The sequence below is a fragment of the Corallococcus exiguus genome (assembly GCF_009909105.1).
In the GTDB taxonomy this organism is placed as follows: Bacteria; Myxococcota; Myxococcia; order Myxococcales; family Myxococcaceae; genus Corallococcus; species Corallococcus exiguus.
Map to the genome: position 1 here is coordinate 936,260 of NZ_JAAAPK010000004.1, position 19,920 is coordinate 956,179.

At 69.2% G+C, this 19,920-nt stretch carries 21 protein-coding genes; 6 read left to right on the plus strand and 15 right to left on the minus strand.

What is annotated here, in order from left to right:
- Positions 1 to 36: 36 nt before the first annotated feature.
- The 6 genes from GTZ93_RS19920 to groES all read right to left on the minus strand — a co-directional run bounded on the left by GTZ93_RS19920 (position 37) and on the right by groES (position 5,820).
- On the minus strand, positions 37 to 1,245 hold the full coding sequence (locus GTZ93_RS19920; protein WP_139920585.1) for a hypothetical protein: 1,209 nt from the start codon (positions 1,243 to 1,245) through the stop codon (positions 37 to 39).
- A 47-nt stretch (positions 1,246 to 1,292) separates the two neighbouring features.
- Entirely contained in the window at positions 1,293 to 2,675 is a 1,383-nt protein-coding gene (locus GTZ93_RS19925) for a sigma 54-interacting transcriptional regulator (protein ID WP_120576023.1), read from the minus strand.
- A gap of 201 nt (positions 2,676 to 2,876) precedes the next feature.
- Entirely contained in the window at positions 2,877 to 3,302 is a 426-nt protein-coding gene (locus GTZ93_RS19930) for a hypothetical protein (protein ID WP_139920587.1), read from the minus strand.
- Positions 3,303 to 3,399: 97 nt separating this feature from the next.
- Positions 3,400 to 3,657 (minus strand): glutaredoxin 3, encoded by a 258-nt coding sequence (gene grxC / locus GTZ93_RS19935; protein ID WP_120564118.1) that lies wholly within the window; start codon positions 3,655 to 3,657, stop codon positions 3,400 to 3,402.
- Positions 3,658 to 3,826: 169 nt separating this feature from the next.
- Entirely contained in the window at positions 3,827 to 5,482 is a 1,656-nt protein-coding gene (gene groL / locus GTZ93_RS19940; protein WP_139920589.1) for a chaperonin GroEL, read from the minus strand.
- Positions 5,483 to 5,529: 47 nt separating this feature from the next.
- Positions 5,530 to 5,820, minus strand: coding sequence for a co-chaperone GroES (groES, locus tag GTZ93_RS19945; RefSeq protein ID WP_014395362.1), 291 nt, complete (start codon positions 5,818 to 5,820; stop codon positions 5,530 to 5,532).
- A 440-nt stretch (positions 5,821 to 6,260) separates the two neighbouring features.
- Between groES and GTZ93_RS19950 the strand changes: the two genes are divergently transcribed.
- The 3 genes from GTZ93_RS19950 to GTZ93_RS19960 are packed head-to-tail and all read left to right on the plus strand — an operon-like array spanning position 6,261 to position 8,036.
- A complete protein-coding gene (locus tag GTZ93_RS19950) occupies positions 6,261 to 6,860 on the plus strand; it encodes a hypothetical protein (RefSeq protein WP_120600168.1) in 600 nt (199 codons plus the stop codon).
- On the plus strand, positions 6,850 to 7,521 hold the full coding sequence (locus tag GTZ93_RS19955) for a hypothetical protein (protein ID WP_120576019.1): 672 nt from the start codon (positions 6,850 to 6,852) through the stop codon (positions 7,519 to 7,521). Before GTZ93_RS19950 ends, GTZ93_RS19955 begins: the two co-directional genes overlap by 11 nt.
- A 38-nt stretch (positions 7,522 to 7,559) precedes the next feature.
- Positions 7,560 to 8,036, plus strand: coding sequence for an NUDIX hydrolase (locus GTZ93_RS19960; protein ID WP_139920590.1), 477 nt, complete (start codon positions 7,560 to 7,562; stop codon positions 8,034 to 8,036).
- Between the two features lie 9 nt (positions 8,037 to 8,045).
- Here the strand turns inward: GTZ93_RS19960 and rpoZ are convergent, their stop codons facing one another.
- A complete protein-coding gene (rpoZ, locus tag GTZ93_RS19965; RefSeq protein ID WP_120576017.1) occupies positions 8,046 to 8,285 on the minus strand; it encodes a DNA-directed RNA polymerase subunit omega in 240 nt (79 codons plus the stop codon).
- Between the two features lie 410 nt (positions 8,286 to 8,695).
- On the opposite strand from rpoZ, the gene GTZ93_RS19970 reads away from it, so the two are divergent.
- Entirely contained in the window at positions 8,696 to 9,565 is an 870-nt protein-coding gene (locus tag GTZ93_RS19970; RefSeq protein WP_219629035.1) for an SDR family oxidoreductase, read from the plus strand.
- A gap of 16 nt (positions 9,566 to 9,581) precedes the next feature.
- Here GTZ93_RS19970 and GTZ93_RS19975 read toward each other — a convergent pair whose 3' ends face one another.
- From GTZ93_RS19975 to GTZ93_RS20010, 8 genes are all read right to left on the minus strand, one after another.
- A complete protein-coding gene (locus GTZ93_RS19975) occupies positions 9,582 to 9,938 on the minus strand; it encodes a DoxX family protein (RefSeq protein ID WP_121760816.1) in 357 nt (118 codons plus the stop codon).
- 57 nt (positions 9,939 to 9,995) lie between these two features.
- Positions 9,996 to 11,633, minus strand: coding sequence for a phosphoglucomutase (alpha-D-glucose-1,6-bisphosphate-dependent) (gene pgm, locus GTZ93_RS19980; protein WP_139915614.1), 1,638 nt, complete (start codon positions 11,631 to 11,633; stop codon positions 9,996 to 9,998).
- A gap of 142 nt (positions 11,634 to 11,775) precedes the next feature.
- Complete coding sequence (locus GTZ93_RS19985; RefSeq protein ID WP_139915615.1) at positions 11,776 to 13,074, minus strand: AmpG family muropeptide MFS transporter; 1,299 nt, start codon at positions 13,072 to 13,074, stop codon at positions 11,776 to 11,778.
- Positions 13,075 to 13,185: 111 nt separating this feature from the next.
- The gene (locus tag GTZ93_RS19990) at positions 13,186 to 14,151 is read right to left on the minus strand and encodes a hypothetical protein (RefSeq protein WP_139915616.1); all 966 of its coding nucleotides are present in this window, start codon (positions 14,149 to 14,151) and stop codon (positions 13,186 to 13,188) included.
- 11 nt (positions 14,152 to 14,162) lie between these two features.
- On the minus strand, positions 14,163 to 15,806 hold the full coding sequence (locus tag GTZ93_RS19995) for a caspase family protein (RefSeq protein WP_257978965.1): 1,644 nt from the start codon (positions 15,804 to 15,806) through the stop codon (positions 14,163 to 14,165).
- On the minus strand, positions 15,803 to 16,594 hold the full coding sequence (locus GTZ93_RS20000) for a DUF4384 domain-containing protein (RefSeq protein WP_139915617.1): 792 nt from the start codon (positions 16,592 to 16,594) through the stop codon (positions 15,803 to 15,805). The genes GTZ93_RS19995 and GTZ93_RS20000 overlap by 4 nt, the downstream gene beginning before the upstream one ends.
- The gene (locus GTZ93_RS20005) at positions 16,591 to 17,133 is read right to left on the minus strand and encodes an RNA polymerase sigma factor (protein ID WP_257978966.1); all 543 of its coding nucleotides are present in this window, start codon (positions 17,131 to 17,133) and stop codon (positions 16,591 to 16,593) included. The genes GTZ93_RS20000 and GTZ93_RS20005 overlap by 4 nt, the downstream gene beginning before the upstream one ends.
- Before the next feature lie 28 nt (positions 17,134 to 17,161).
- Positions 17,162 to 18,160: a hypothetical protein gene (locus GTZ93_RS20010; RefSeq protein WP_139915618.1), complete on the minus strand. Its 999-nt coding sequence runs from the start codon at positions 18,158 to 18,160 to the stop codon at positions 17,162 to 17,164.
- Positions 18,161 to 18,403: 243 nt separating this feature from the next.
- Here GTZ93_RS20010 and GTZ93_RS20015 point away from each other — a divergent pair, with 243 nt between their 5' ends.
- Entirely contained in the window at positions 18,404 to 19,228 is an 825-nt protein-coding gene (locus GTZ93_RS20015) for a nucleotidyltransferase (protein WP_180945999.1), read from the plus strand.
- Positions 19,212 to 19,916 (plus strand): metallophosphoesterase family protein, encoded by a 705-nt coding sequence (locus GTZ93_RS20020; protein ID WP_120594297.1) that lies wholly within the window; start codon positions 19,212 to 19,214, stop codon positions 19,914 to 19,916. The genes GTZ93_RS20015 and GTZ93_RS20020 overlap by 17 nt, the downstream gene beginning before the upstream one ends.
- Positions 19,917 to 19,920 lie beyond the last annotated feature (4 nt).

The window sequence follows — 19,920 nt, forward strand, 5'->3', positions numbered from 1 at the left end:
CGCCCGTTGTCATTTCAGCGGCTCAACGTCGAAGGACTACTTCTTCTTCGTCGGCGCGTAGCTCTTCTTCGGGCAGGCGCCCTGGTCCGCGGCCAGACGCTGCTGGGCGGCGGAGAGGTCCTTCTGGGTGTTGGCCAGGGCCTCCTGGCTGGCGGTCTCCACCGGGGCCCAGTCTTCCTTCTGGGCCTTGAGCTGCTGCACCAGCGTCAGGGTCGTCTGGTCCACCGTCTCCTGCGCCTTGAGCGCGTCCACCCACTTGCCGGCGGAGTCCACCAGCGCCTGGCACTTGGAGGACAGCTCGTCGAAGAGCTTGTAGTCCTTCGTCTTGGTGTACTTCTGAACGACGGCGTCATACGTGTCCGCCGCGTTGGTGCGCGCGCCGAAGGCGATGGCGGACGCGGCGGCCGTCTGGGTGCGCGCCAGCTCCAGCTGGAAGAAGCGCAGCTCCGGCGGCATGGTCGTGGAGGCCTCCACCGGGGCCTGCGAGTTGAAGAACACGAAGCGGAAGGGGAACTTCAGCTCGCCCGTCGTCGTCGCGGGCATGGCGGCGATCTTCGCCTGCATGCAGGACGCCAGCTGGTCGCCTTCCGTGCTGCCGGAGGGCTTGAAGACGACCTCCGTCGGGGTGGGCTGACCCTTCACGATGTGGATGTCGGCGGCCAGCACCGGCGGCGTGGACGCCTTGAAGCCGGCGAAGCAGTCACACCAGCTCTTCTGGGCCAGGCGCACCGTGCCGGAGAAGTCCGAGCCCTCGTTGATGCCCATGGTGACGGAGGGGTTGTTGGCGGTGGCGTGGTCGTACTCGTACGAGGCCTCCACCGGCTTCGCGTCCGCCGCCAGCGCCGCGGGCTTCACGTGCGTGTCCAGCACCTGCTGGATGCAGGCCGTGCCGGCCGGGGTGAGGTTCTCACCGGTGACGGCGTGCGTGGCGCCCTGGGCGTTGACGGTGGACTTCACCATCACCTTGGTGCTGGCCGCGGGGCCGCGGTTGGCGGGGTCCACCAGGCACTCCAGCACGTCCGGACGGACGCTCAGGAGCGCGCCCACGAGGACACCCTCGTTGGCGGGGGTGGGCAGGGTCTGCTCGTGCGGGAAGCAGGTCGCCAGGTCGAACGGGGGCTGGTTGGTGATGCGCAGCCGCTCTTCCTTGGTCATCTGCTTCTGACCTTCGGTGGCTTCGGTCTTCTGCTGGCCGGCACAGGCGGCGGTGAGGATGACGGAGGCGACGGCGAGACGCTTCAGCATGGTGAGGCTTTCTCCCGGTTGGGGTGATTGGGACTGCGGTCGGGCGCTCACTTCTCCAGGCCCTCGGCGTTCTTGAGGTCCTTGAGGCGGAGCCCGTTCTTCTTCAACAGGCGGTAGAGGCTCTGCATGGACAGGCCGGTGCGCTGCTCCGCGGCCTTCATGTCGAAGGCCACCTCGCGCATGACTTCCGCGAAGTACAGCCGCTCGAAGTCCGCGAGCACCCGGTCCTTCGCTTCGTGGTACGGCATGCCGGTGACGATGGCGGCCACGTTGGTGGCGGGCTCCGTGCCTTCCGTGAGCTTGGGCGCGTGCGCCAGGAAGTCCAGCCAGCTGGTGTTGCCCGTCTCCTGCATCAGCGCGCCGCGCTCCAGCACGTTGCGCAGCTCGCGCACGTTGCCCGGCCAGTCGTAGCCCTCGAAGAGGGCCAGCGTCTGCGGCGTCAATTCCAGCGCGGCCTTCATGCCGCGCGACAGGGCCTGCGACAGCGTGGGGATGTCGTCGCGGCGGGTGCGCAGGGGCGGCAGCTTCACGCGCGCCACCGCGAGCCGGAAGTAGAGGTCCGCGCGGAAGCGGCCCTGGCGCACGTCCTCTTCCAGGTTGCGGTGCGTGGAGGCGATGACGCGCACGTCCACCGCCACCGGCTGCCCGTCCAGCGACGGCACCTCGCGCGTCTCCAGCACGCGCAAGAGCTTGCCCTGCACGGACATGGGCAGCTCGCCCACCTCGTCCAGGAAGAGGGTGCCGCCGCGCGCCGCCTCGAAGATGCCGCGCGCGCCCTTGTCCTCGTTCTCCCCGGCGCGCAGCCCGCCGAACAGCTCGCGCTCCGCCTTCTCCTCGGAGATGAGGTTGCAGTCCACGACCTTGAAGGCGCCGTGGCGGCGCAGCGAGTGCTGGTGCACCGCCCGCGCGGCCAGCTCCTTGCCCGTGCCCGTCTCACCCTCGACGAGCAGGTTCATGTCCTCGCGAGCGATGCGGCGCAGCTCCGTGAAGACCCAGCGCATCTTCTCCGAGCTGCCCACGAGCTGCCCGAAGGACTCCGCGCCGGCGACCTCCACCTCCGTCGCGCGGGCGGCCACCTTCACCACCAGCTTCGTCTTGCCCAGCTCCACCTTGTCGCCGCTGGCGACGAAGGCCTGGATGATGCGGCGCCCGTCCAGGAACGTGCCGTTGCGGCTGCCGGTGTCGCGCAGCAGCAGCCCCTGCGGCAGCCGCTCCACCTCCAGGTGACGGCGGCTCACCGTCGGGTCGCTCAGCACCAGGTCGCCCGCGGCGTCGGAGCCCGCGCGCACCAGCGAGTCCCGCGTGGTGACCTTCTTGCCCTTGTCCGGACCGCCCACCACCTCCACCGTCCACTCGTGAAGGGGGACGCGGGTGGCCTGGGCCTCGCGCTCCGCGTGGACGGTTTCGGTGACATCCGGTCTGTCAATCATGGTCACGGACCCCTGGTCGCAACGGGGCGTGGGGGGCAAAAACACCCCTCGTCGCCCTCAATCCCGCCTCTTTAGGGGGGACTGCACACAGGGGGCAAGTGGAACAAGTAGACGCGGAAACGTCCGTTGAAGATGAAGACAGAAGGGGCCCGGCCGCCCCAACCGGGGACGTCGGGCCTGCCTTCCGGATTTCCCCCCGCCTCAGTACTTCGCGGATGCGTCGCTCGCGGGGAACGACTCCTTGGACTGCTCGTCCACTTCGTCGTCGCCGGGGCTTCCGCCGGAGCGCACGCTCGCGTTGGTGGGGCTCTTCACCTCGCGCGTCGGCACCTCCGCGTTCGCCTTGTGCTTCGTGCTCTTGGACTCCGCGCCCGACGTGGTCGCACGGCCCGTGCCGGCCTGCGCGTTCACCATGCGCGTGCCCAGCAGGTTCTTGGCGCGCTCGGCCAGGTTGCGCTGCTCGTCCTGCCAGTCGCGGAAGAGCTGCGCCAGCTCCTGGTCCCCCGCGGCCTCCGCGTCGCGCAGGTACTGGGCGCTCACCGACGCGCCCTTGAGCAGGTGGTAGAGCGTGCTGATGAGGTCGTGGTGTTCATCCCGGGTCCCCGTGACTTCCTGTCCGCCCGCCATGGTGTTCCTCCCGTGAAAGGGGTGAGTGCCTTGGCGAAGAAGGTAGGCACGGGGAACGCGGGTGGCGTCCGGGCACGGGGCCCGGCCGCCTGGCTGCTCAAGCGTGGAGCATGGGGTCCAGCTTGCCCTCGCGGTCGAGCGCGGCCATGTCGGAGTAGCCGCCCACGTGCGTGTCGCCGATGAAGATCTGCGGCACGGTGCGCTGACCGCCGCTCATCTCCACCAGCTTCGTGCGGGCGTCGTCGTCTCCGGTGACGTCCACCTCTTCGTAGGCCACGCCCTTGCGCTTGAGCAGGTCCTTCGCGCGCACGCAAAAGCCACAGTAGGTCGTCGTGTAGATCTTCACGGGCTTCATGGAATTCCTCCTGGCTCTCTTGATGCCAAACCTAAGGGGCCGTTGCACGGGGGGCCACGGGCCTTCCCTTGTGCCTGGTCCCTTGAAAACACGACGGCCCCCGGAACCCTGGTGGGCGCCGGAGGCCATCAAGTCCATCCCCTGGACTGCTTGGGGACGGGTGGGGCGACTACATGCCCATGCCGCCCATACCGCCCATGCCACCCATACCGCCCATGCCACCACCGCCGCCGCCGCCCTTGTCGTCGTCCGCCTTCGGGCGCTCGGCGACCATGGCCTCCGTGGTGAGCATCAGCGAGGCGACCGACGCCGCGTTCTGCAGCGCGGTGCGGCTCACCTTGGCCGGGTCGATGACGCCCGCGGCCAGCAGGTCCTCGTAGACGCCCGTGGCGGCGTTGAAGCCGAAGGGGCCCGTGCCCTCCTTGACCTTGTTCACCACCACGCTGCCCTCCAGGCCGCCGTTGCCGACGATCTGACGCAGCGGCTCCTCGACGGAGCGACGGATGATGTCCACGCCGGACTTCTCACCGTCGGCGACCTTCAGGGTGTCCAGGGCCTTGAGGCAGCGGATGTACGCCACGCCACCGCCGGGCACCACGCCCTCCTCGACGGCCGCGCGGGTCGCGTTGAGCGCGTCCTCCACGCGGGCCTTCTTCTCCTTCATCTCCGTCTCGGTCGCGGCGCCCACGTTGATGACGGCCACGCCGCCCACGAGCTTCGCGAGGCGCTCCTGGAGCTTCTCACGGTCGTAGTCGCTGGAGGTCTCCTCCACCTGGGCGCGGATCTGCTTCACGCGCGCCTCGATCTCCGTCTGCGCACCGGAGCCGTCGACGATGGTGGTGTTGTCCTTGTCGATGGTGATGCGCTTGGCGCGGCCCAGGTCCTGGAGCGTCAGCGTGTCCAGCTTGATGCCCAGGTCCTCGGCGATCATCCGGCCGCCGGTGAGGACCGCGATGTCCTCCAGCATGGCCTTGCGGCGGTCGCCGAAGCCCGGCGCCTTCACCGCCGCCACGTTCAGCACGCCGCGGATCTTGTTCACCACCAGGGTGGCCAGGGCCTCGCCCTCCACCTCCTCGGCGATGATCAGCAGGGGCTTACCCGCGCGCGCCACCTGCTCCAGGATGGGGAGCAGGTCCTTCATCGAGGAGATCTTCTTCTCGTGGATGAGGATGAGGGGGTCGTTCAGCACGACCTCCATGCGCTCCGGATCCGTCACGAAGTACGGGGACAGGTAGCCGCGGTCGAACTGCATGCCCTCGACGACGTCCAGGGTGGTGTCCAGGCCCTTGGCCTCTTCCACCGTGATGACGCCCTCCTTGCCGACCTTCTCCATCGCGTCCGCGATGATCTGGCCGATGGTGGTGTCACCGTTCGCGGAGATGGTGCCAACCTGGGCAATCTCCTTGTTGCCCTTGGTCGGCTTCGCCAGCGTCTTCAGCTCGTTGATGATGGCGGTGACGGCCTTGTCGATGCCGCGCTTGATGTCCATCGGGTTGTGGCCCGCGGCGACCAGCTTCGCGCCCTCGCGGAAGATGGCCTGCGCCAGCACGGTGGCCGTGGTGGTGCCGTCACCCGCGACGTCAGACGTCTTGGAGGCGACCTCCTTGACCATCTGGGCGCCCATGTTCTCGAACTTGTTCTCCAGTTCGATTTCCTTCGCCACCGTCACGCCGTCCTTCGTGATGGTGGGGGAGCCGAAGCTCTTCTCGATGACGACGTTGCGGCCCTTGGGCCCCAGGGTCACCTTGACCGCGTCGGCCAGGATGTTCACGCCGCGCAGGATCGCGTCACGCGCGCGCACTTCGAAAATGATGTCTTTCGCCATGGTCTGAAACCTCTAGAAGTTGTGAGTGGGAAGACGAACGGCGGGCTTCACTTCTCGATGATGCCCAGCACGTCCTCTTCGCGGAGGATCAGGTGATCCTCGCCGTCCAGCTTGATCTCCGTGCCCGCGTACTTGGAGAAGAGGATGGTGTCGCCGGCCTTGATGTCCATGGCGCGCACCTTGCCGTCCTCCAGCACCTTGCCGTTACCGACGGCGATCACCTTGCCCTCGAGCGGCTTCTCCTTCGCCGTGTCGGGGATGAAGAGGCCGCCCTTGGTCTTGTTCTCCTCGGCGACGCGCTTGATGATGAGCCGATCCTGCAGGGGACGAATCTTCATGGCTTGCTCCTGTGAATCGCGGCTGCCGGAGGCGGACGGAAGGTCCGGACCGGGATGCCGCAGGGGTGATTGAAAAGGTCCTGTGGGCCCCGGCGTTGGCACTCGCACCTACTGAGTGCTAACGCCCAGGCGCGGCGGATAATAACCAGGGACTTCACCTCGTCAAGCGACGTCGGGACATCTGTCCGGATGCCGCTAAACTCCCGTCCTGATTAGGCTTTTCCGAAAAACATTCCCACCTGTCACACCTGCCCGCCAGGCCGTGTGGGGTGTCCGGACGTTGGCACTCGCCCCGGACGAGTGCCAGCGTAAGTGCTTGATAAGACTTGGGTCTGTTTTGCTAACGCCTTGCGACATGGCTACGCTTGTCGGAAGCGTGTCCTGGAAGGTCCGGGCGCCAGCCCGGAGGCCTTTCAGGCTTCATCCGGGAGGTGTGCTCGATGAGCGGACTGGTGACGTCCTCTTCCTCGCTGAAGGAGTTCTTCCGGGAGCTCCTCTTGGAGGTCGCGGCCCGGCAGCGGGTGGCGCTGGGCGAGTCCACCGAGTTCTACCTGGTGAACCTGCTGGCGGAGTTCGCGGCCACGGACAAGCTGTTCGTCCGTGACGCGGAGGGCCGGCGGGACCACGAGCCGCTGGCGGAGCTGTACCACCGCTCGCTGCAGCAGGAGCGCGAGGAGCGCATCCGCACGCTGCGGCGGCTGGGCGACGTGTCGCTCTACAAGGTCGGCTTCTTCTCCGGCGCGCTGCAGCAGGGGATGGTGGGCCCGGACTACTACATCCAGATGGGCGGCGCGGCCTACGGGCAGGTGGCGGAGCTGGTGCCCGCGGGCGGCTTCACCGGCGTGTACCGCGAGCTGTGCGACAAGTTCCGCTCGCTCGCGGAGGTGCTGGAGGAGATCAGCGCGCGCGGCCTGGTGAGCGCGGGGCCCGCGGGCGCGCTGCGCGTCTACGAGTCCTGGGTGCGCACGGGCAACGACAAGCTGGAGCGCGTGCTGGTGGACGCGGGCTGGATCCCGCGCAAGGGGCCGCTTGCCAACTGACGCCGGGGACTTCCCGCTCGTGGGGCGCCTCCAGGCCCACCTGGAGGCCATCTACGGCTTCAAGTGCGAGGCCCGCGCGGAGGCCTTCGTGGTCGTGGACGCGGAGGTCGCCGCGCTCCTGGGCGGCACCGGGCGCGCGCCGGAGGAGCTGCTGGTGCTGGAGGCCCGGGGTGAACTGGAGGTGGCGCTCTACCTGGACCCCGGCCTGCGCGAGCGCATGGAGCGCTACGCGAGCAGCCCCCTGGGCTCCGTGCTGGAGGGCGACCTGGACGGCTACTGCCAGGTGACCGAAGGGGTCAGCCACTTCCTCTACGTCGCGCACACGGCGCACTACGAGCGCACGGTGTCGCTGCTGGAGCTGGAGGCCCAGGCGGAGGTGGACAAGTTCGTCGTGTGCCTCATGCACCGCTGGGGCGAGGGCGTGGCCGGGTGGGCGCGGGAGCTGTTGGGGCGCCTCTTCGACCAGGTCGCGTACCAGCCCCTGCTGTCCGTGGAGGAGCGCTGGCGCTACGAGGAGGCGAACCGGCTGTCCCGGCGCTTCTGCGCGCGGCTCATGGGGCATGTCCTGAGCCGGCGGTTGGACCGGCTCCTCGGCGACCTGCGTTATGCCTACCGGTTGGGGGCGGAGGCCAAGCTGCGCCACTTCGCGCACGGCGGTTGAGGGTCCCGGCCGCCGCCTGCATCGGGTAGGGTGGAGGCATGCCGCGCGAGGCGTCCTCAGGAGGCATTGTCATCCGCTTCCAGGACGGGGCCTGGGAGGTCGCCGTCATTCGTCCGCACGGGCGTCACCTGTGGGCGCTGCCCAAGGGCCACGTGGACCCCGGCGAGACGCCAGAGCAGACCGCGCGGCGCGAGGTGAATGAGGAGACGGGCCTCACCGCCGTGGCGCTGCTCGCGCCCCTAGGGGAGATCCGCTACGTCTACCAGTTCCGGGGGCAGCGCATCTTCAAGCGCGTCCACTTCTTCCTCTTCCGCTACGAGGCGGGAGAGCTGGGGCCGCTGCCGGGGCCGCGCGTGGAGGTGGACGAGGTGCGCTGGATGCCGCTCGAGGGGCTGATTCCGGCGCTGGGCTACAAGGGTGAGAAGGCCGTCGCCGGCCGGGCGCTGCGGTGGATGCGCGCCCAGGGCCTGGCGCCCGGGGCTCCTCCCCCCATGGAGGGGAAGGAGCCGGGGTAGGTCGGAAGGCTACTTCTTGCCTTCTTCGCCCACGTATTTGCCGGACAGCGCCTCGCGCACGTCGCGGTCGAACTTCACGCGCTGGGTGGCGACCTCGCGCAGGGCGAGCACGGGCGGCTTGTTCTTCGAGGTCTCGATGATGGGCCGGGCGCCGGCCATCAGCTGGCGCGCGCGCTTGGCGCCCAGGAGCACCAGCGCGAACCGGTTGTCCACGTAGGGAAGGCAGTCTTCAACGGTAACGCGGGCCATGGAACATCCTTCTTGGCTCTGACTGAGCCGGTGGAAGCCTCTCAACCTAAAGAGCGGGTTCGGATCAGTCAAGGAAGGATGGCGGACCAGAAGCTCCACCGGGGGCCTGGCCAGGCACCGCCTCCCCGCCCGCCCTCCACCCCCTGCCGTGTGCTCGGCAGCCGACCCTCCCACACGCGAGGTGTTGGCTGACGTACGCTTCACTCTCAACTTCCGGAATTTGAGAGCGAAGGCCGCAACGGATCAAAACGGGTGCGTTTTCACGAGTAGGGAATGGGACGCCAGGGTGGGTCCAAATCACCCCGTCGCCGGCCGGTTCCCGGGGTGGCGGGTGGGTGGGAGGAGTTCCGCATGAGCGCAGGAGCGTCGTCTGGCGCCGGCCGGGTCCGGCGGGTTGCGGAGGGTTGGCCGTGGTGAGTGGGCCGGTGCTCGTCACGGGGCCCACGGGCAACGTGGGGCGTGCGGTGGTGCGCGCGCTCCTGGCCGAAGGGGTGGCGGTGCGCGCGGCGGTGAAGTCGCCGGAGCACACGGTGTCGCTGCTCAAGGAGATGGACGGGGACGTGATGCCGACGCCGCTGGACTTCCTGCGGCCGGAGACGTTCCTCCCCGCGCTGGAGGGCGTGCGGGGCGTGTTCCTGATGCATCCGCCCGCCATCGCCCACGCGGAAGGGACGCTCAACGCGTTCATCGACGCGGCCGCCACTCAGGGCGTGAAGCAGGTGGTGTTCCTGTCCATGGCGGGCGCGGAGACGCGCGCGTGGGCGCCGCACCGCGCGGTGGAGGAGCACCTGATGCGCTCCAACGTCGGGTGGACGCTGCTGCGCCCGGCGTTCTTCGCGCAGAACCTGGGAGACGCGTACCGCGAGGACATCCGCCAGGACGGCCGACTCTACATGCCCGCGGGCCACGGCAAGGTGGCCTTCGTGGACGTGCGCGACGTGGGCGAGGTGGCGGCGCGGGCGCTCCTGGACACGTCGTTGCGCAACCGCGCCTTCACGCTCACGGGCCTGGAGGCGGTGTCGTTCGAGGAAGTCGCGTCCGTGCTGTCGGAGGTGCTGGGCCGGCCCATCCGCTACGTGCCCGCGTCGGTGCCCGGCTACGTGCGCCACCTGCACCAGCGCCGGCTGTCATGGGGCCAGCTGGGCATGCAGACGCTGATGCACGTGGGGCTTCGCTTCGGGAAGGCGGAGCAGGTGGACCCCACGCTCACCTACCTGCTGGGCCGTCCCACGCGCACGGTGCGCCAGTACATCGAGGACCACGCGCCGCTCTGGCGCTGACGAGGCTCCGGCGTGCTCAGACGTACCAGAGCGCCCAGGCGATGAGCACGACCTGGAGCGGCAGCCGCGCCCAGAGCATGCCCCGGGGAATCTTCCGGAACTGCTCCGGGTGCTGGGCCATGTAGATGTTCGCGGGGAACACCGCCACGAACAGCGCGACCAGGCCCCAGGCCGCGAGCCGCGTGGTGGCGGGCACCAGCAGGAAGATGCCCAGCAGCACCTCCGCCACGCCGCTCAGCAGCACCAGCTCCCGGGGCCGGGGCAGGTACGGCGGCATGATGCGCATGTACATGCGGGGCTTGAGGAAGTGGTTCACCCCCGCCACGACCATGAACAGCGCGAGCACGTACTGAAGGATGGTTTTCACTTCCATGGGCGGTGGGGCTCCTCGCGCGGCATCGAAGCCCGCGCGAGGCGCCTGAGTCCACGCCTACTTTCCGGCGAACGCCGCTGAGACGATGGCGCGCGCCTCCTGGACGATGGCGTCCAGGTGCGCCTGGTCGCGGAAGCTCTCCGCGTAGATTTTGTACACATCCTCCGTGCCGGACGGACGCGCGGCGAACCAGCCGTTCTCCGTCGTCACCTTGAGGCCGCCCAGGTCCGCGTTGTTGCCCGGCGCGCGCGTGAGGCGCTGGAGGATGGGCTCGCCCGCGAGCGACGTGGCCTTCACCGCCTCCGGCGACAGCTTCTTCAGCGCCGCCTTCTGCGCGGACGTGGCCGGCTGGTCGATGCGCGTGTACAGCGGCGCGCCGAACCTCTTCGCCAGCTCCTGGTAGTGCTCGCCGGGGTCCTTGCCGGTGCGCGCGAGGATTTCCGCCGCGAGCAGGTCCAGGATGATGCCGTCCTTGTCCGTGGTCCACACGGTGCCGTCCTTGCGCAGGAAGGACGCGCCCGCGCTCTCCTCGCCGCCGAAGCCCAGCGAGCCGTCCAGGAGCCCGTCCACGAACCACTTGAAGCCCACCGGCACCTCCACCACGCGGCGGCCCAGGTCCTTGCCCACGCGGTCGATGAGGCTGCTGCTCACCAGCGTCTTGCCCACCGCCGCGTCCGCCTTCCAGCCCGGGCGGTTGCGGAAGAGGTAGTTGATGGCGACCGCGAGGTAGTGGTTCGGGTTCATCAGCCCCATGCTGCGGGTGACGATGCCGTGGCGGTCGGAGTCCGTGTCGTTGCCGAACGCGAGCGCGTACTGGTCCTTGAGCTTCACCAGGTTCGCCATCGCGTACGGCGACGAGCAGTCCATGCGGATCTTCCCGTCATGGTCCGCGGGCATGAAGCCGAAGGTGGGGTCCACGGTGGGGTTCACCACCGTGAGGTCCAGGCCGTACTTCCGAGCGATCGGCTCCCAGTAGTTCAGGTTGGAGCCGCCCAGCGGATCCGCGCCCAGCTTCAGCTTCGCGCCCCGGATGACGTCCAGGTCCACCACGTTCGCCAGGTCCGCCACGTACGGGGTGATGAAGTCATACGGCTTCACCGTGGCGCTCGCGCGCGCCTTCTCGTAGGGGACGCGCTGCATGCCCTTGTTGCCCGAGGCCATCAGTTCGTTGGCGCGCTTCTCCACCAGCGACGTGACGTTGGTGTCGGCGGGGCCGCCGTTGGGCGGGTTGTACTTGATGCCTCCGTCCTCCGGCGGGTTGTGGGACGGGGTGATGACGATGCCGTCCGCGAGCCCGCTTGTGCGGCCCCGGTTGTACGTGAGGATGGCGTGGGAGATGACCGGCGTGGGCGTGGCGCCGTCCGTGTAGCGGACCTCCACGCCGTGGGCGGCCAGCACCTCCAGCGTGGTGCGCTGGGCGGGCTCGGAGAGGGCGTGCGTGTCCATGCCCAGGAACAGCGGGCCGTCGTAGCCCTGCTGCTTGCGGTACTCGCACAGGGCCTGTGCCACCGCGAGGATGTGCGCCTCGTTGAAGCTCCGGCGCGCGGCGCTGCCCCGGTGACCGGAGGTGCCGAAGGCCACGCGCTGCTCGGCCACGGACGCGTCGGGCGTGTCGTCGTAGTACTGCGCGCGCAGCTTCTCGGGATTGATCAGCAGGTCGCGCGAAAGGGGCTTGCCAGCGGAAGGGTGGGCCATGTCGAGGCAACCCTAGCCGCGCGCGCTCTGGGAGGGGAGCCGAAGTCGCGGCCCTGTCGCGCGCATCACCCGTCTTGACGCGCACCGTCCAGTAGCGGGCGGGGCGCGGGCTGTCGGGACGGGGACGCGTGTCCGGAAGCTGTCAGCGCGCCACGGCGACGGAGGCCGCGGAAGACGACGCGGGCGGGACGGATTCGGGCGCGGGGGGCTCGTCCTCCTTCGGCTGGGCGGCGTTCTCCGGCAGGAACGTCAGCAGCACCAGCGCGGGGATGGCCGCCGCGGCGGTGAAGGCGAAGAAGGTGGGCCAGCCCATCCACGTGGCCAGGTAGCCGGACACGGAGCCGATGAGCCGGTTGGCGATGGTGCCCAGCGCGGACAAGAGCGCGTACTGCGTGGCGCTGAAGCTCTTGTGGCACAGCGACATGATGAAGGCCGCGAACGCCGTGACGCCCAGGCCCGTGCACACGTTGTCCACGGCGATGGTGCCCGCGAGCATCAGGTCGTTCTTGCCCACCAGCGCCAGGGCCATGAAGGCCAGGTTGGTGAGGCCCTGCGCGGCGCCGAAGATGAAGAGCGCGCGGCGCATGCTGAGCTTCACCATCAGCACGCCGCCCAGCAGGCCTCCGCCGATGGTAGCGACCATGCCCAGCGTCTTGCTGAGCGTGCCAATCTCCGTGTTGGAGAAGCCCAGCTCGATGTAGAAGGGCGTCACCATGCTGGCGGCGATGGCATCCCCCAGCTTGTAGAGCACCAGGAACGCGAGCACTCCCAGCGCGTACTCGCGGCGGAAGTAGTCCACGAAGGGCCGCACCACCGCGTCCGCCAGGTTGCGCGGAGGCCGCACGCTCTGGGGCTCCGGGGCCAGCAGCGTGGCCACCACGCCCACGCCCATGAGCACGCCCATCACGTAGTACGTCTGGGACCAGCCCAGGTGATCCGACAGGATGAACGCGAGCCCGCCCGCCACCAGCATGCCCAGCCGGTAGCCGGTGACGTACAGCGAGTTGCCCAGCCCGCGCTCCTCCAGGGTGAGGATGTCCGTGCGCCACGCGTCCGCGACGATGTCCTGGCTGGCGGACAGGAACGTCACCACCACCGCCATGCACGCCATGGCCAGCGGGGTGTCCTTCGGGTTCACCAGGCCCATGGCGGCGATGGCGCCCATGAGCAGCACCTGCGTGAGCAGCATCCAGCCGCGCCGCCGGCCCAGGAAGGGCAGGGTGTAGCGGTCCATCAGCGGCGCCCACAGCACCTTGAAGGTGTAGGGCAGCGCCACCAGGCTGAAGATGCCAATCGTCTTGAGATTGACCCCCTCGTTCTTCATCCACGCGGACAGCGTGACGCCGGTCAGCCACAGGGGGAGGCCGGACGCGAAGCCGACGGCCATCAGGAGCCAGACGCGCCGGCTCTTCAAGACGGTGAGAAGCGAGGAGTTGGGCATGGGGGCGCGGGAAACCGCCGCCAGCATAGAGAATCCACCCCGCGCGTCACCTTCCAACGGCCAGGGACTGTCCGCCCGGCTGCTGTCCGGCCCTAAGCCCGGGCGGCCTCTTCAGGGCTTCGGGTCCAGCGCGGACACGTCCGGGCAGGTGCGGCGGTCGCCCTCGGTGGGGGTGATGAAGTCCCAGTTTCGCTGCATGAAGGTGATGCGCGTCCGGGTGTCCCAGCACTCCGTGTACTGCGCGCCCTTCGCGTCCCCGTCCAGGATGTTGAGCACCAGCACGCCCCGGCCATCCGGCGTCCAGCGGGCCAGGATGTCCAGCGTCTCCAGGAGCCCGCCGGGAATCAGGTCCGTGTTCGGCAACCGGAACGCCATCTCCCCCAGGCCCTCGGGCGTCTGACGCGACGCATAGCGGGTGTTGGGGGTCGCGGCGCCCGCGCCGGTGAAGAGCAGCTCCACGCGCGTGGGCAGCGCCTTCGTCTGGTAGTCGATGTCCAGCCGGTCCAAGGACTTCGCGTCCCCCGTGTCGAAGCCGTGCGCGCGGGCCGCCTTGAGGTCCAACGCGAGCGTGCCGGTCCCCTTGCGGATGCCGCCGTCCGCCTTGAAGGTGCCGGGCAGGTAGGTCCACCACGCGTCCTCGCCACCGCCCTGGGGACGGAACTGGAGGAGGTACGCGAAGGAGGCGCCCTGGCGCTCCATCACGAAGCGCAGCTCGTGGCCCGGGTGGTCGTCGGAGGGGATGGGCCCCCAGATGCGCTGGTCGGTTTCGCGCGTGGTGGGCGGGGCGTTGCGGAACAGCTCCAGCAGGGAGAGCAGGCCGTCCACGCTGGTGTTGAACTGCGTGCCCGCCTGGTAGGCCTGAAGGGCGAGGGGCGACGTGCCGCCCAGCACCTGCGACGCGCTCAGCCGTTGGGCGCGAGTGCCCAGTCCCTGGCCGGCGCGGGCGCTGTCAGGCAGCTTCGCGGCCAGGTCCTCGCGCTGGGGCAGGGCGTTCTGGAACTCCAGGTCGTCGTTGGAGAAATCGCCGCCGCACGCGACCGCGAGGAGACAGGGGAGGGCCAGGGCAAAGGTTCGCATCACGTGCTCCCTCATGGCTGGTACGTGAGGAGCGCGGCGAGTTCCCAGAACCCCAGGGAGCGCTGCGCGTCGACGGTGTATTGGAGGTACTGCAAGCGGCTGCGCGCGGTGAGGTTCAGCGTGCGCGTGAGCTGGAATCTCGCGCCCGTCGCCAGGCCCGGAGACACCATGGCGAAGCGTTGATCCGGGAACGCCGCGTCGTCGAACTTGCGGCCCATGATGAGGTACGCGACGCGAACGCCCACGAAGGGGGAGAAGCGGCCCACGGGCCATTCGGCGGTGAGGCTGGTGCCCACGTTCACCACGGAGTAGCGGTACGCCGGGCCCGCCAGCGTGGGCAGTGACAGCACGCCGTTCGTGCCGCCCACCGCCGCATCGAAGCCCCAGACCCAGTCGCGGCGGAAGTAGTCGTGCAGCTCGGCCTCCGCGCCGAAGAGGGGCACGGACAGGAAGAGGGACTGGCGCGTCTGGGGGTCGAAGAAGGACTGGAAGCCGCCCGTGAGGCCGAATGCCCACCACGCGCCCTTGTTCAGCATCGCCCCCTTCACGGGGTCGTCGGAGAAGGGCGCGTCCTTGAAGCGCGGCTCCTGCAGGATGGTCGTGCGTCCGCGAGCGACATCCACCTCGCCGATACGCAGCCGGTCACTGAGCCGGCGCTTCACGCGGTAGGTGCCGGGGGCCAGGGCCACGCGGCGCTCGGTGTCCACGGCCTTGTCCAGCTCCGCGACCACGAGGCCGCCTGGATCCACGAAGTAGTAGGAGCCCGCGGGGGCGTTGCCGGGGACGACCAGGCCTTCGGCGCTCGCGCGCAGGTCGGTGAGGACCAGGTCGCCGTTGCCGGCGAGGTCGTAGCTGAACGTGGGGTGCTGGGGGCCCGCGCTGCTGTCGGCCGTGTCCGCGACCGTGCGGGCGTAGGCGTGCGAATACGCCTCGAAGAGCGTCACGCGTCCGTCGCCGCTGCGGTCCGCGTCTCCCAGCAGGCCGCTGGCCAGGTGATGGGAGAAGTAGCTGCCGCCCAGCGCGTCCGACTCCTGCGAGTCCTCGTCCGCGGCGCTGGAGGTGAGGATGACGACGCCCCGGGCATCGCGTGCCGCGCCGGACTCCACGTCGAAGGCCGGGGCCTTGCGCGCGCCCTTGGTGCGGGTGAGCGCACCGGAGCGGCAGGAGTCGAGGATGGCGATGCGGATGTCCACCGGCGCGTCTGCCAGCCGGCGCTTGAGCGCGTCGAAGGCGAGCCGCGAATCACCCAGCCGCAGCGCGCCGTCCTTCGCATGGCCGGAGTAGTAGACGAACAGCGCGGTGCGCTCGCCGCGAGCCTGGGCCGCGCGGGCCCGCTGCTCCAGCTCCGACAGCGCGACGAGGAAGTCCTTCGCGTCGTCGTCGAGGAGGAGCTTCGCGTCGGCCGGGGACACGCCGCCCAGTCGCGTGAGCAGGTCGTGCATCTTGCGCGCATCGTCGCGCGCGTAGCTCAAGGGCCTCGTGTCCGCGCCGCCCGTGTCGTTGCCGGCGATGAGCGCGAAGCGGTGCAGCGTGTCCGCGTGCGCGGCGGTGGAGGCCAGCACCAGCGCGGGGATCGACGCCCGCATCGCCGAGCCCAGGGCCCGTGCCCAGGCCGCCACGGGAGCGAGCACCTGTCTCACGGGGCCGTCGCTCATGGCTTCAGCAAGATCCACTGCGTCTGCGTGCCCGCCACGTCCAGCGGGGCCATGCGCGTGACGTCCCGGCCCGCGGCGACGAAGGACTTCCGGGCCGCGTTGCTCAGCGCATCCATGGACACGGGCGCGTCCGTCAGCACCAGCACCACGCGCTCCGCACCCGCGCCGGTGAACTCCACGCTCTCCGGCAGCCAGTGCTGTCCCGCGCCCGGCTCCACCGCGAGGCTGTCTCCGGACTCCGGATACAGCGGCGTCACCTCGCCCTGCGCATCCACCGACAGCGCCGCCACGTAGCGGAACGCGTCCGCCGTGTAGCCCAGCCGCACGCGCTCACCGGGCTGCAACGTCTCCGGCGCCTCCGTGCCCGCCACCCGCTGCGGATCCACGCCCCCACCGATTCGCAGCTCCGCGCCCGCGCCGCCCTTGATTCTGTTGCCCGCGACAGGCGGTTGGGTCGGATCCGTCCTGCCACCGGTCTCCAGCAACGGACGCGCCAGCACCAGCACCACCACGGACGCCGCCACCGCCATCAGCGGCCGGACCCACTGCGAGCGCGTCGCCGACTCTTTCGAAGAGGCCTGCCGCGCGCGGGCCCGCTCCACGCCAGCCTCGAAACTTTCGAAGGGCACGTCCGCCTCGAAGGCGGCCTGCGCATCCGCGAAGGACTTCAGCGTCGAGCCACACGCCTCGCACGCCTCCGCATGCTCCCGGACGCGGTTCGCCTCGTGGGTGGGCAGCTCACCGGCGTGCAGGCGGCGCAATGTCCAGTTCGACTCGTGCGCGCTCATCGGACGCTCAGCTCCTCTCCACCCAGCTCCGCGAATTGCTCCAGCCGCTTGCGCACCGTGGGCACCGAACGCCCCAGCACCGCGGCCACCTCTTCCAGCGTCATCCCATCCACGTGGTAGTGGATCGCCGCCGCCTGCGTCTCCGCGTCCACCCGGGCCAGCAGCTTGCGCACCAGGTCTCGCGTCTCCATCGCCTCCGCGCCGCCATGGCCCTCCGAACGGGCCGCTTCGTCCCGCGCGAACCACTTCCGCCATGCCGCCCCTTCGGAGCGCAGCTGGTTGAGGCAGTGGTGCGTGGCGATCTTTATCAACCACGTCAGCGGAGACGCCTCCGCCCGGAACGACTCTCCGTGCACGAGCGCGCGGGCGAAGACGTCATGCATCGCGTCCTCCGCCCGGCTCGCGTCCTTCAGCAGGTAGCGGCAGCGCTCACGCACGCTGCCGCCGTACTTCACGTACAGCTCGCGCAGGACGGCCCGCCGGTCCTCGTTGGGACGGGGAGGCACCACCTTCAGGGCCAGCGGGGTCGGTCCGGTCACGCGCGGCGCAAGCCTACCGCGACCCGGCTCACAGCGACGAGTACACCGCCGCCGTGAACCCGCCGCAGGCCGCCTCCGCCTCGCCGTAGCCCAGGCGCGGGTCCAGGCTGACGCGGAAGTAGGTGCTGAGGAAGTTCGTGTCCCAGCACTCGTTCAGCGTGGCCTCGCCTACCAGGTCGCCTCCCGTCACCTTGATGTCCGAGCGGCCCGCCCCCGTCGCCGTCCAGCGGCTCTTGATGGACAGCTTCTCCAGCTTCGCGCGCAGCGGGTCGCCATTGTCGATGTCCTCGTTCGTCGCGAACTCGAACTCGCCGCCCGTCGTCGCGGACGCCTTGTAGTGGTAGGTCCCGTCCACGCGCTTGTTGGGGTCCTTCTCGTCACGCACCTGGTGGAAGTCCGCGTCCACCGTGGCCTCCGCGGAGGCGCTCGGGCGCGCGTAGCGGATCTCCACCGTGCCCACGTTGTCGTCGGCATCCGGCAGGGTGTGCGCGGCGTCCCAGTCGATGAACAGCTCGCCGGAGCCGTAGCCCTTCACGCGCTCGCCGTCCGCGTCCACCGCCACCTGCTGCGCGCCGGACAGCACCGCGCGGAAGGCGCTGTCCTCCTCGGCCTTCGCCTTGCCCTCCAGCACCCAGGAGAACGACGCCTCCCCGGACTTCGTCACCGTCAGCCGCCACGTGGTGGGACTCAGCGCCTCCGTGCTCGGGCCCCACACCGCCTTGTTCTCCTCCAGCGTCGTCGGCGGATACTTGGAGATCTGCTCGATGAGGTTGAGCACCCACAGCGTGCCGCCGTTCACCGCCACCGTGGCGTTCACCGTCGCCTGGTAGTACTCCGCCTTCTGCCCCTGGCCGTACTGCGCGGAAGGGCCGGCCGCCGTCAGGCCCTGGCCGTTCGCCTTCGGCGCCTTCACCTGCGTCATCTCCTTGGAGGGCAGGCCGTCACGGAACGTGTCCGCGTCGTTGCTCCCGGCGTCGTTGCAGCCCACGAACAACAGGGAGGCACACAGCAGGCTCTTGCGCAGCATGGTCGGGCGTCCTTTCAGGGCCCGTCTCATGCGGGCCGTGCGGCAGTGAATTCGCCCCAATGGACACAGGCCGGCCGAAAAACAGAAAAAGCGCTCGCTAGGAGTGGAAAAACACAGCGAAACCAAGCGCTTGGCGTCTGGCTGCCTGCTCTCCGGCCGCCCGCGGCCGCCTGCCCGACGGGTGAAATGGGCCATCCCTACCTTTCGCCCATGGAAAAACGACACCCGAACCATCCCGGGGAGATGGGTACGGACGCCACGCTGGCCGAGCGGGAGCGTGCGCCGGACGAGATCAACGCCCGCGCCAGAGCCGTTGGCCTGTTGCATGAGGCCGGGGTGCCGTTCGTCGTGGGGGGTGCGTATGCCTACGCCACCTATACCGGCATCTACCGCGACACCAAGGACCTGGACCTGTTCCCGCGCAAGCAGGACGCCATCCGCGCCCTGGACGTGCTGGAGAAGGATGGCTGGCGCACGGAACGGCCGGACGAGGTCTGGCTCTACAAGGCGTACAAGGGCGACTACTTCGTCGACTTCATCTTCTCCTCCGGCAACGGCGTGGCGACGGTGGACGACGAGTGGTTCACCAACGCCAAGAAGGCCACCATCTTCGGCTACGAGTGCCTCATCGCACCGGCCGAGGAGATGATCTGGTCCAAGGCCTTCGTCACCGAGCGCGAGCGCTATGACGGCGCGGACATCAACCACCTCATCCTCAAGGCGGGGCGGGAGATGGACTGGGACCGCATCCTCCGGCGCTTCGACCGCTACTGGGAGGTGCTGCTCAGCCACCTGATGATGTTCCGCTTCGCGTACCCGAGCGAGCGCGACATCGTGCCCAACTACGTGATGACGGAGTTGATGAGCCGCACGCTCCAGACGGTGCGCGACGGGAGCTGGGACGAGAAGCTGTGCCGGGGCAACCTGGTGTCCAAGGTGAACTATCACGTGGACATCCACCACTGGGGCTTTGGGGACGGCAGGGCGTGGGACGAACAGGACAGACCCGAGGGGGGAATCCGTGGCGCGAGATCCGAGCTCGAAGATTCGACTGGCAGCGGTCGGTGACCTGCACTGCCGGGAGGACCAGCACGGGCGGTTCCGTCAGCTCGTCAAACAGGTGAACGCCTCGGCGGATCTGCTGCTCTTGTGCGGGGACCTGACGGACCGCGGGATGATTGAAGAGGGCAAGGTCCTGGCCGAGGAACTCTCGGCCTTGCGCGTCCCGTGCGCCGCGGTGCTGGGCAATCACGACTACGAGCACGGGCAGGTGAAGGACATCTGCTCGGAGCTCTCCAAGGTCGGTGTGCACATCCTCGACGGGGACCACTTCATCTTCGAGAAGGTGCTGGGCGTCGCGGGGGTGAAGGGCTTCGGGGGCGGCTTCGGCAACGCGACGTTGCAGGCGTTCGGCGAGGGCCAGACGAAGTCCTTCGTGCAGGAGGCCGTCACCGAATCGCTCAAGCTGGAGGCGGCGCTCAGCCACCTGGACACGCCCAAGAAGGTCGTGATCATGCACTACGCCCCCATCCCGGAGACGCTGGAGGGGGAGAACATCGAGATCCGCCCCTTCCTGGGGACGAGCCGTCTGTCGATGCCCATTGACCACTACGGCGCGGCCTACGTCTTCCACGGCCACGCGCACCACGGTGCGCTCGAGGGCAAGACGAAGAGCGGCATCCCGGTGTTCAACGTCGCCATGCCGCTGCTCACCAAATTCACGCCCGAGCAGCGCTTCGCCTTGATGGAAGTGTAGGGCC

What these genes read in the sequence shown, in the direction of transcription:
- GTZ93_RS19920 (WP_139920585.1), bottom strand. Translation starts at nt 1,245, where the DNA reads ATGCTGAAGCGTCTCGCCGTCGCCTCCGTCATCCTCACCGCCGCCTGT.
- GTZ93_RS19925 (WP_120576023.1), bottom strand. Translation starts at nt 2,675, where the DNA reads ATGATTGACAGACCGGATGTCACCGAAACCGTCCACGCGGAGCGCGAG.
- GTZ93_RS19930 (WP_139920587.1), bottom strand. Translation starts at nt 3,302, where the DNA reads ATGGCGGGCGGACAGGAAGTCACGGGGACCCGGGATGAACACCACGAC.
- grxC (WP_120564118.1), bottom strand. Translation starts at nt 3,657, where the DNA reads ATGAAGCCCGTGAAGATCTACACGACGACCTACTGTGGCTTTTGCGTG.
- groL (WP_139920589.1), bottom strand. Translation starts at nt 5,482, where the DNA reads ATGGCGAAAGACATCATTTTCGAAGTGCGCGCGCGTGACGCGATCCTG.
- groES (WP_014395362.1), bottom strand. Translation starts at nt 5,820, where the DNA reads ATGAAGATTCGTCCCCTGCAGGATCGGCTCATCATCAAGCGCGTCGCC.
- GTZ93_RS19950 (WP_120600168.1), top strand. Translation starts at nt 6,261, where the DNA reads ATGAGCGGACTGGTGACGTCCTCTTCCTCGCTGAAGGAGTTCTTCCGG.
- GTZ93_RS19960 (WP_139920590.1), top strand. Translation starts at nt 7,560, where the DNA reads ATGCCGCGCGAGGCGTCCTCAGGAGGCATTGTCATCCGCTTCCAGGAC.
- rpoZ (WP_120576017.1), bottom strand. Translation starts at nt 8,285, where the DNA reads ATGGCCCGCGTTACCGTTGAAGACTGCCTTCCCTACGTGGACAACCGG.
- GTZ93_RS19975 (WP_121760816.1), bottom strand. Translation starts at nt 9,938, where the DNA reads ATGGAAGTGAAAACCATCCTTCAGTACGTGCTCGCGCTGTTCATGGTC.
- pgm (WP_139915614.1), bottom strand. Translation starts at nt 11,633, where the DNA reads ATGGCCCACCCTTCCGCTGGCAAGCCCCTTTCGCGCGACCTGCTGATC.
- GTZ93_RS19985 (WP_139915615.1), bottom strand. Translation starts at nt 13,074, where the DNA reads ATGCCCAACTCCTCGCTTCTCACCGTCTTGAAGAGCCGGCGCGTCTGG.
- GTZ93_RS19990 (WP_139915616.1), bottom strand. Translation starts at nt 14,151, where the DNA reads ATGCGAACCTTTGCCCTGGCCCTCCCCTGTCTCCTCGCGGTCGCGTGC.
- GTZ93_RS19995 (WP_257978965.1), bottom strand. Translation starts at nt 15,806, where the DNA reads ATGAGCGACGGCCCCGTGAGACAGGTGCTCGCTCCCGTGGCGGCCTGG.
- GTZ93_RS20000 (WP_139915617.1), bottom strand. Translation starts at nt 16,594, where the DNA reads ATGAGCGCGCACGAGTCGAACTGGACATTGCGCCGCCTGCACGCCGGT.
- GTZ93_RS20010 (WP_139915618.1), bottom strand. Translation starts at nt 18,160, where the DNA reads ATGCTGCGCAAGAGCCTGCTGTGTGCCTCCCTGTTGTTCGTGGGCTGC.
- GTZ93_RS20015 (WP_180945999.1), top strand. Translation starts at nt 18,404, where the DNA reads ATGGGTACGGACGCCACGCTGGCCGAGCGGGAGCGTGCGCCGGACGAG.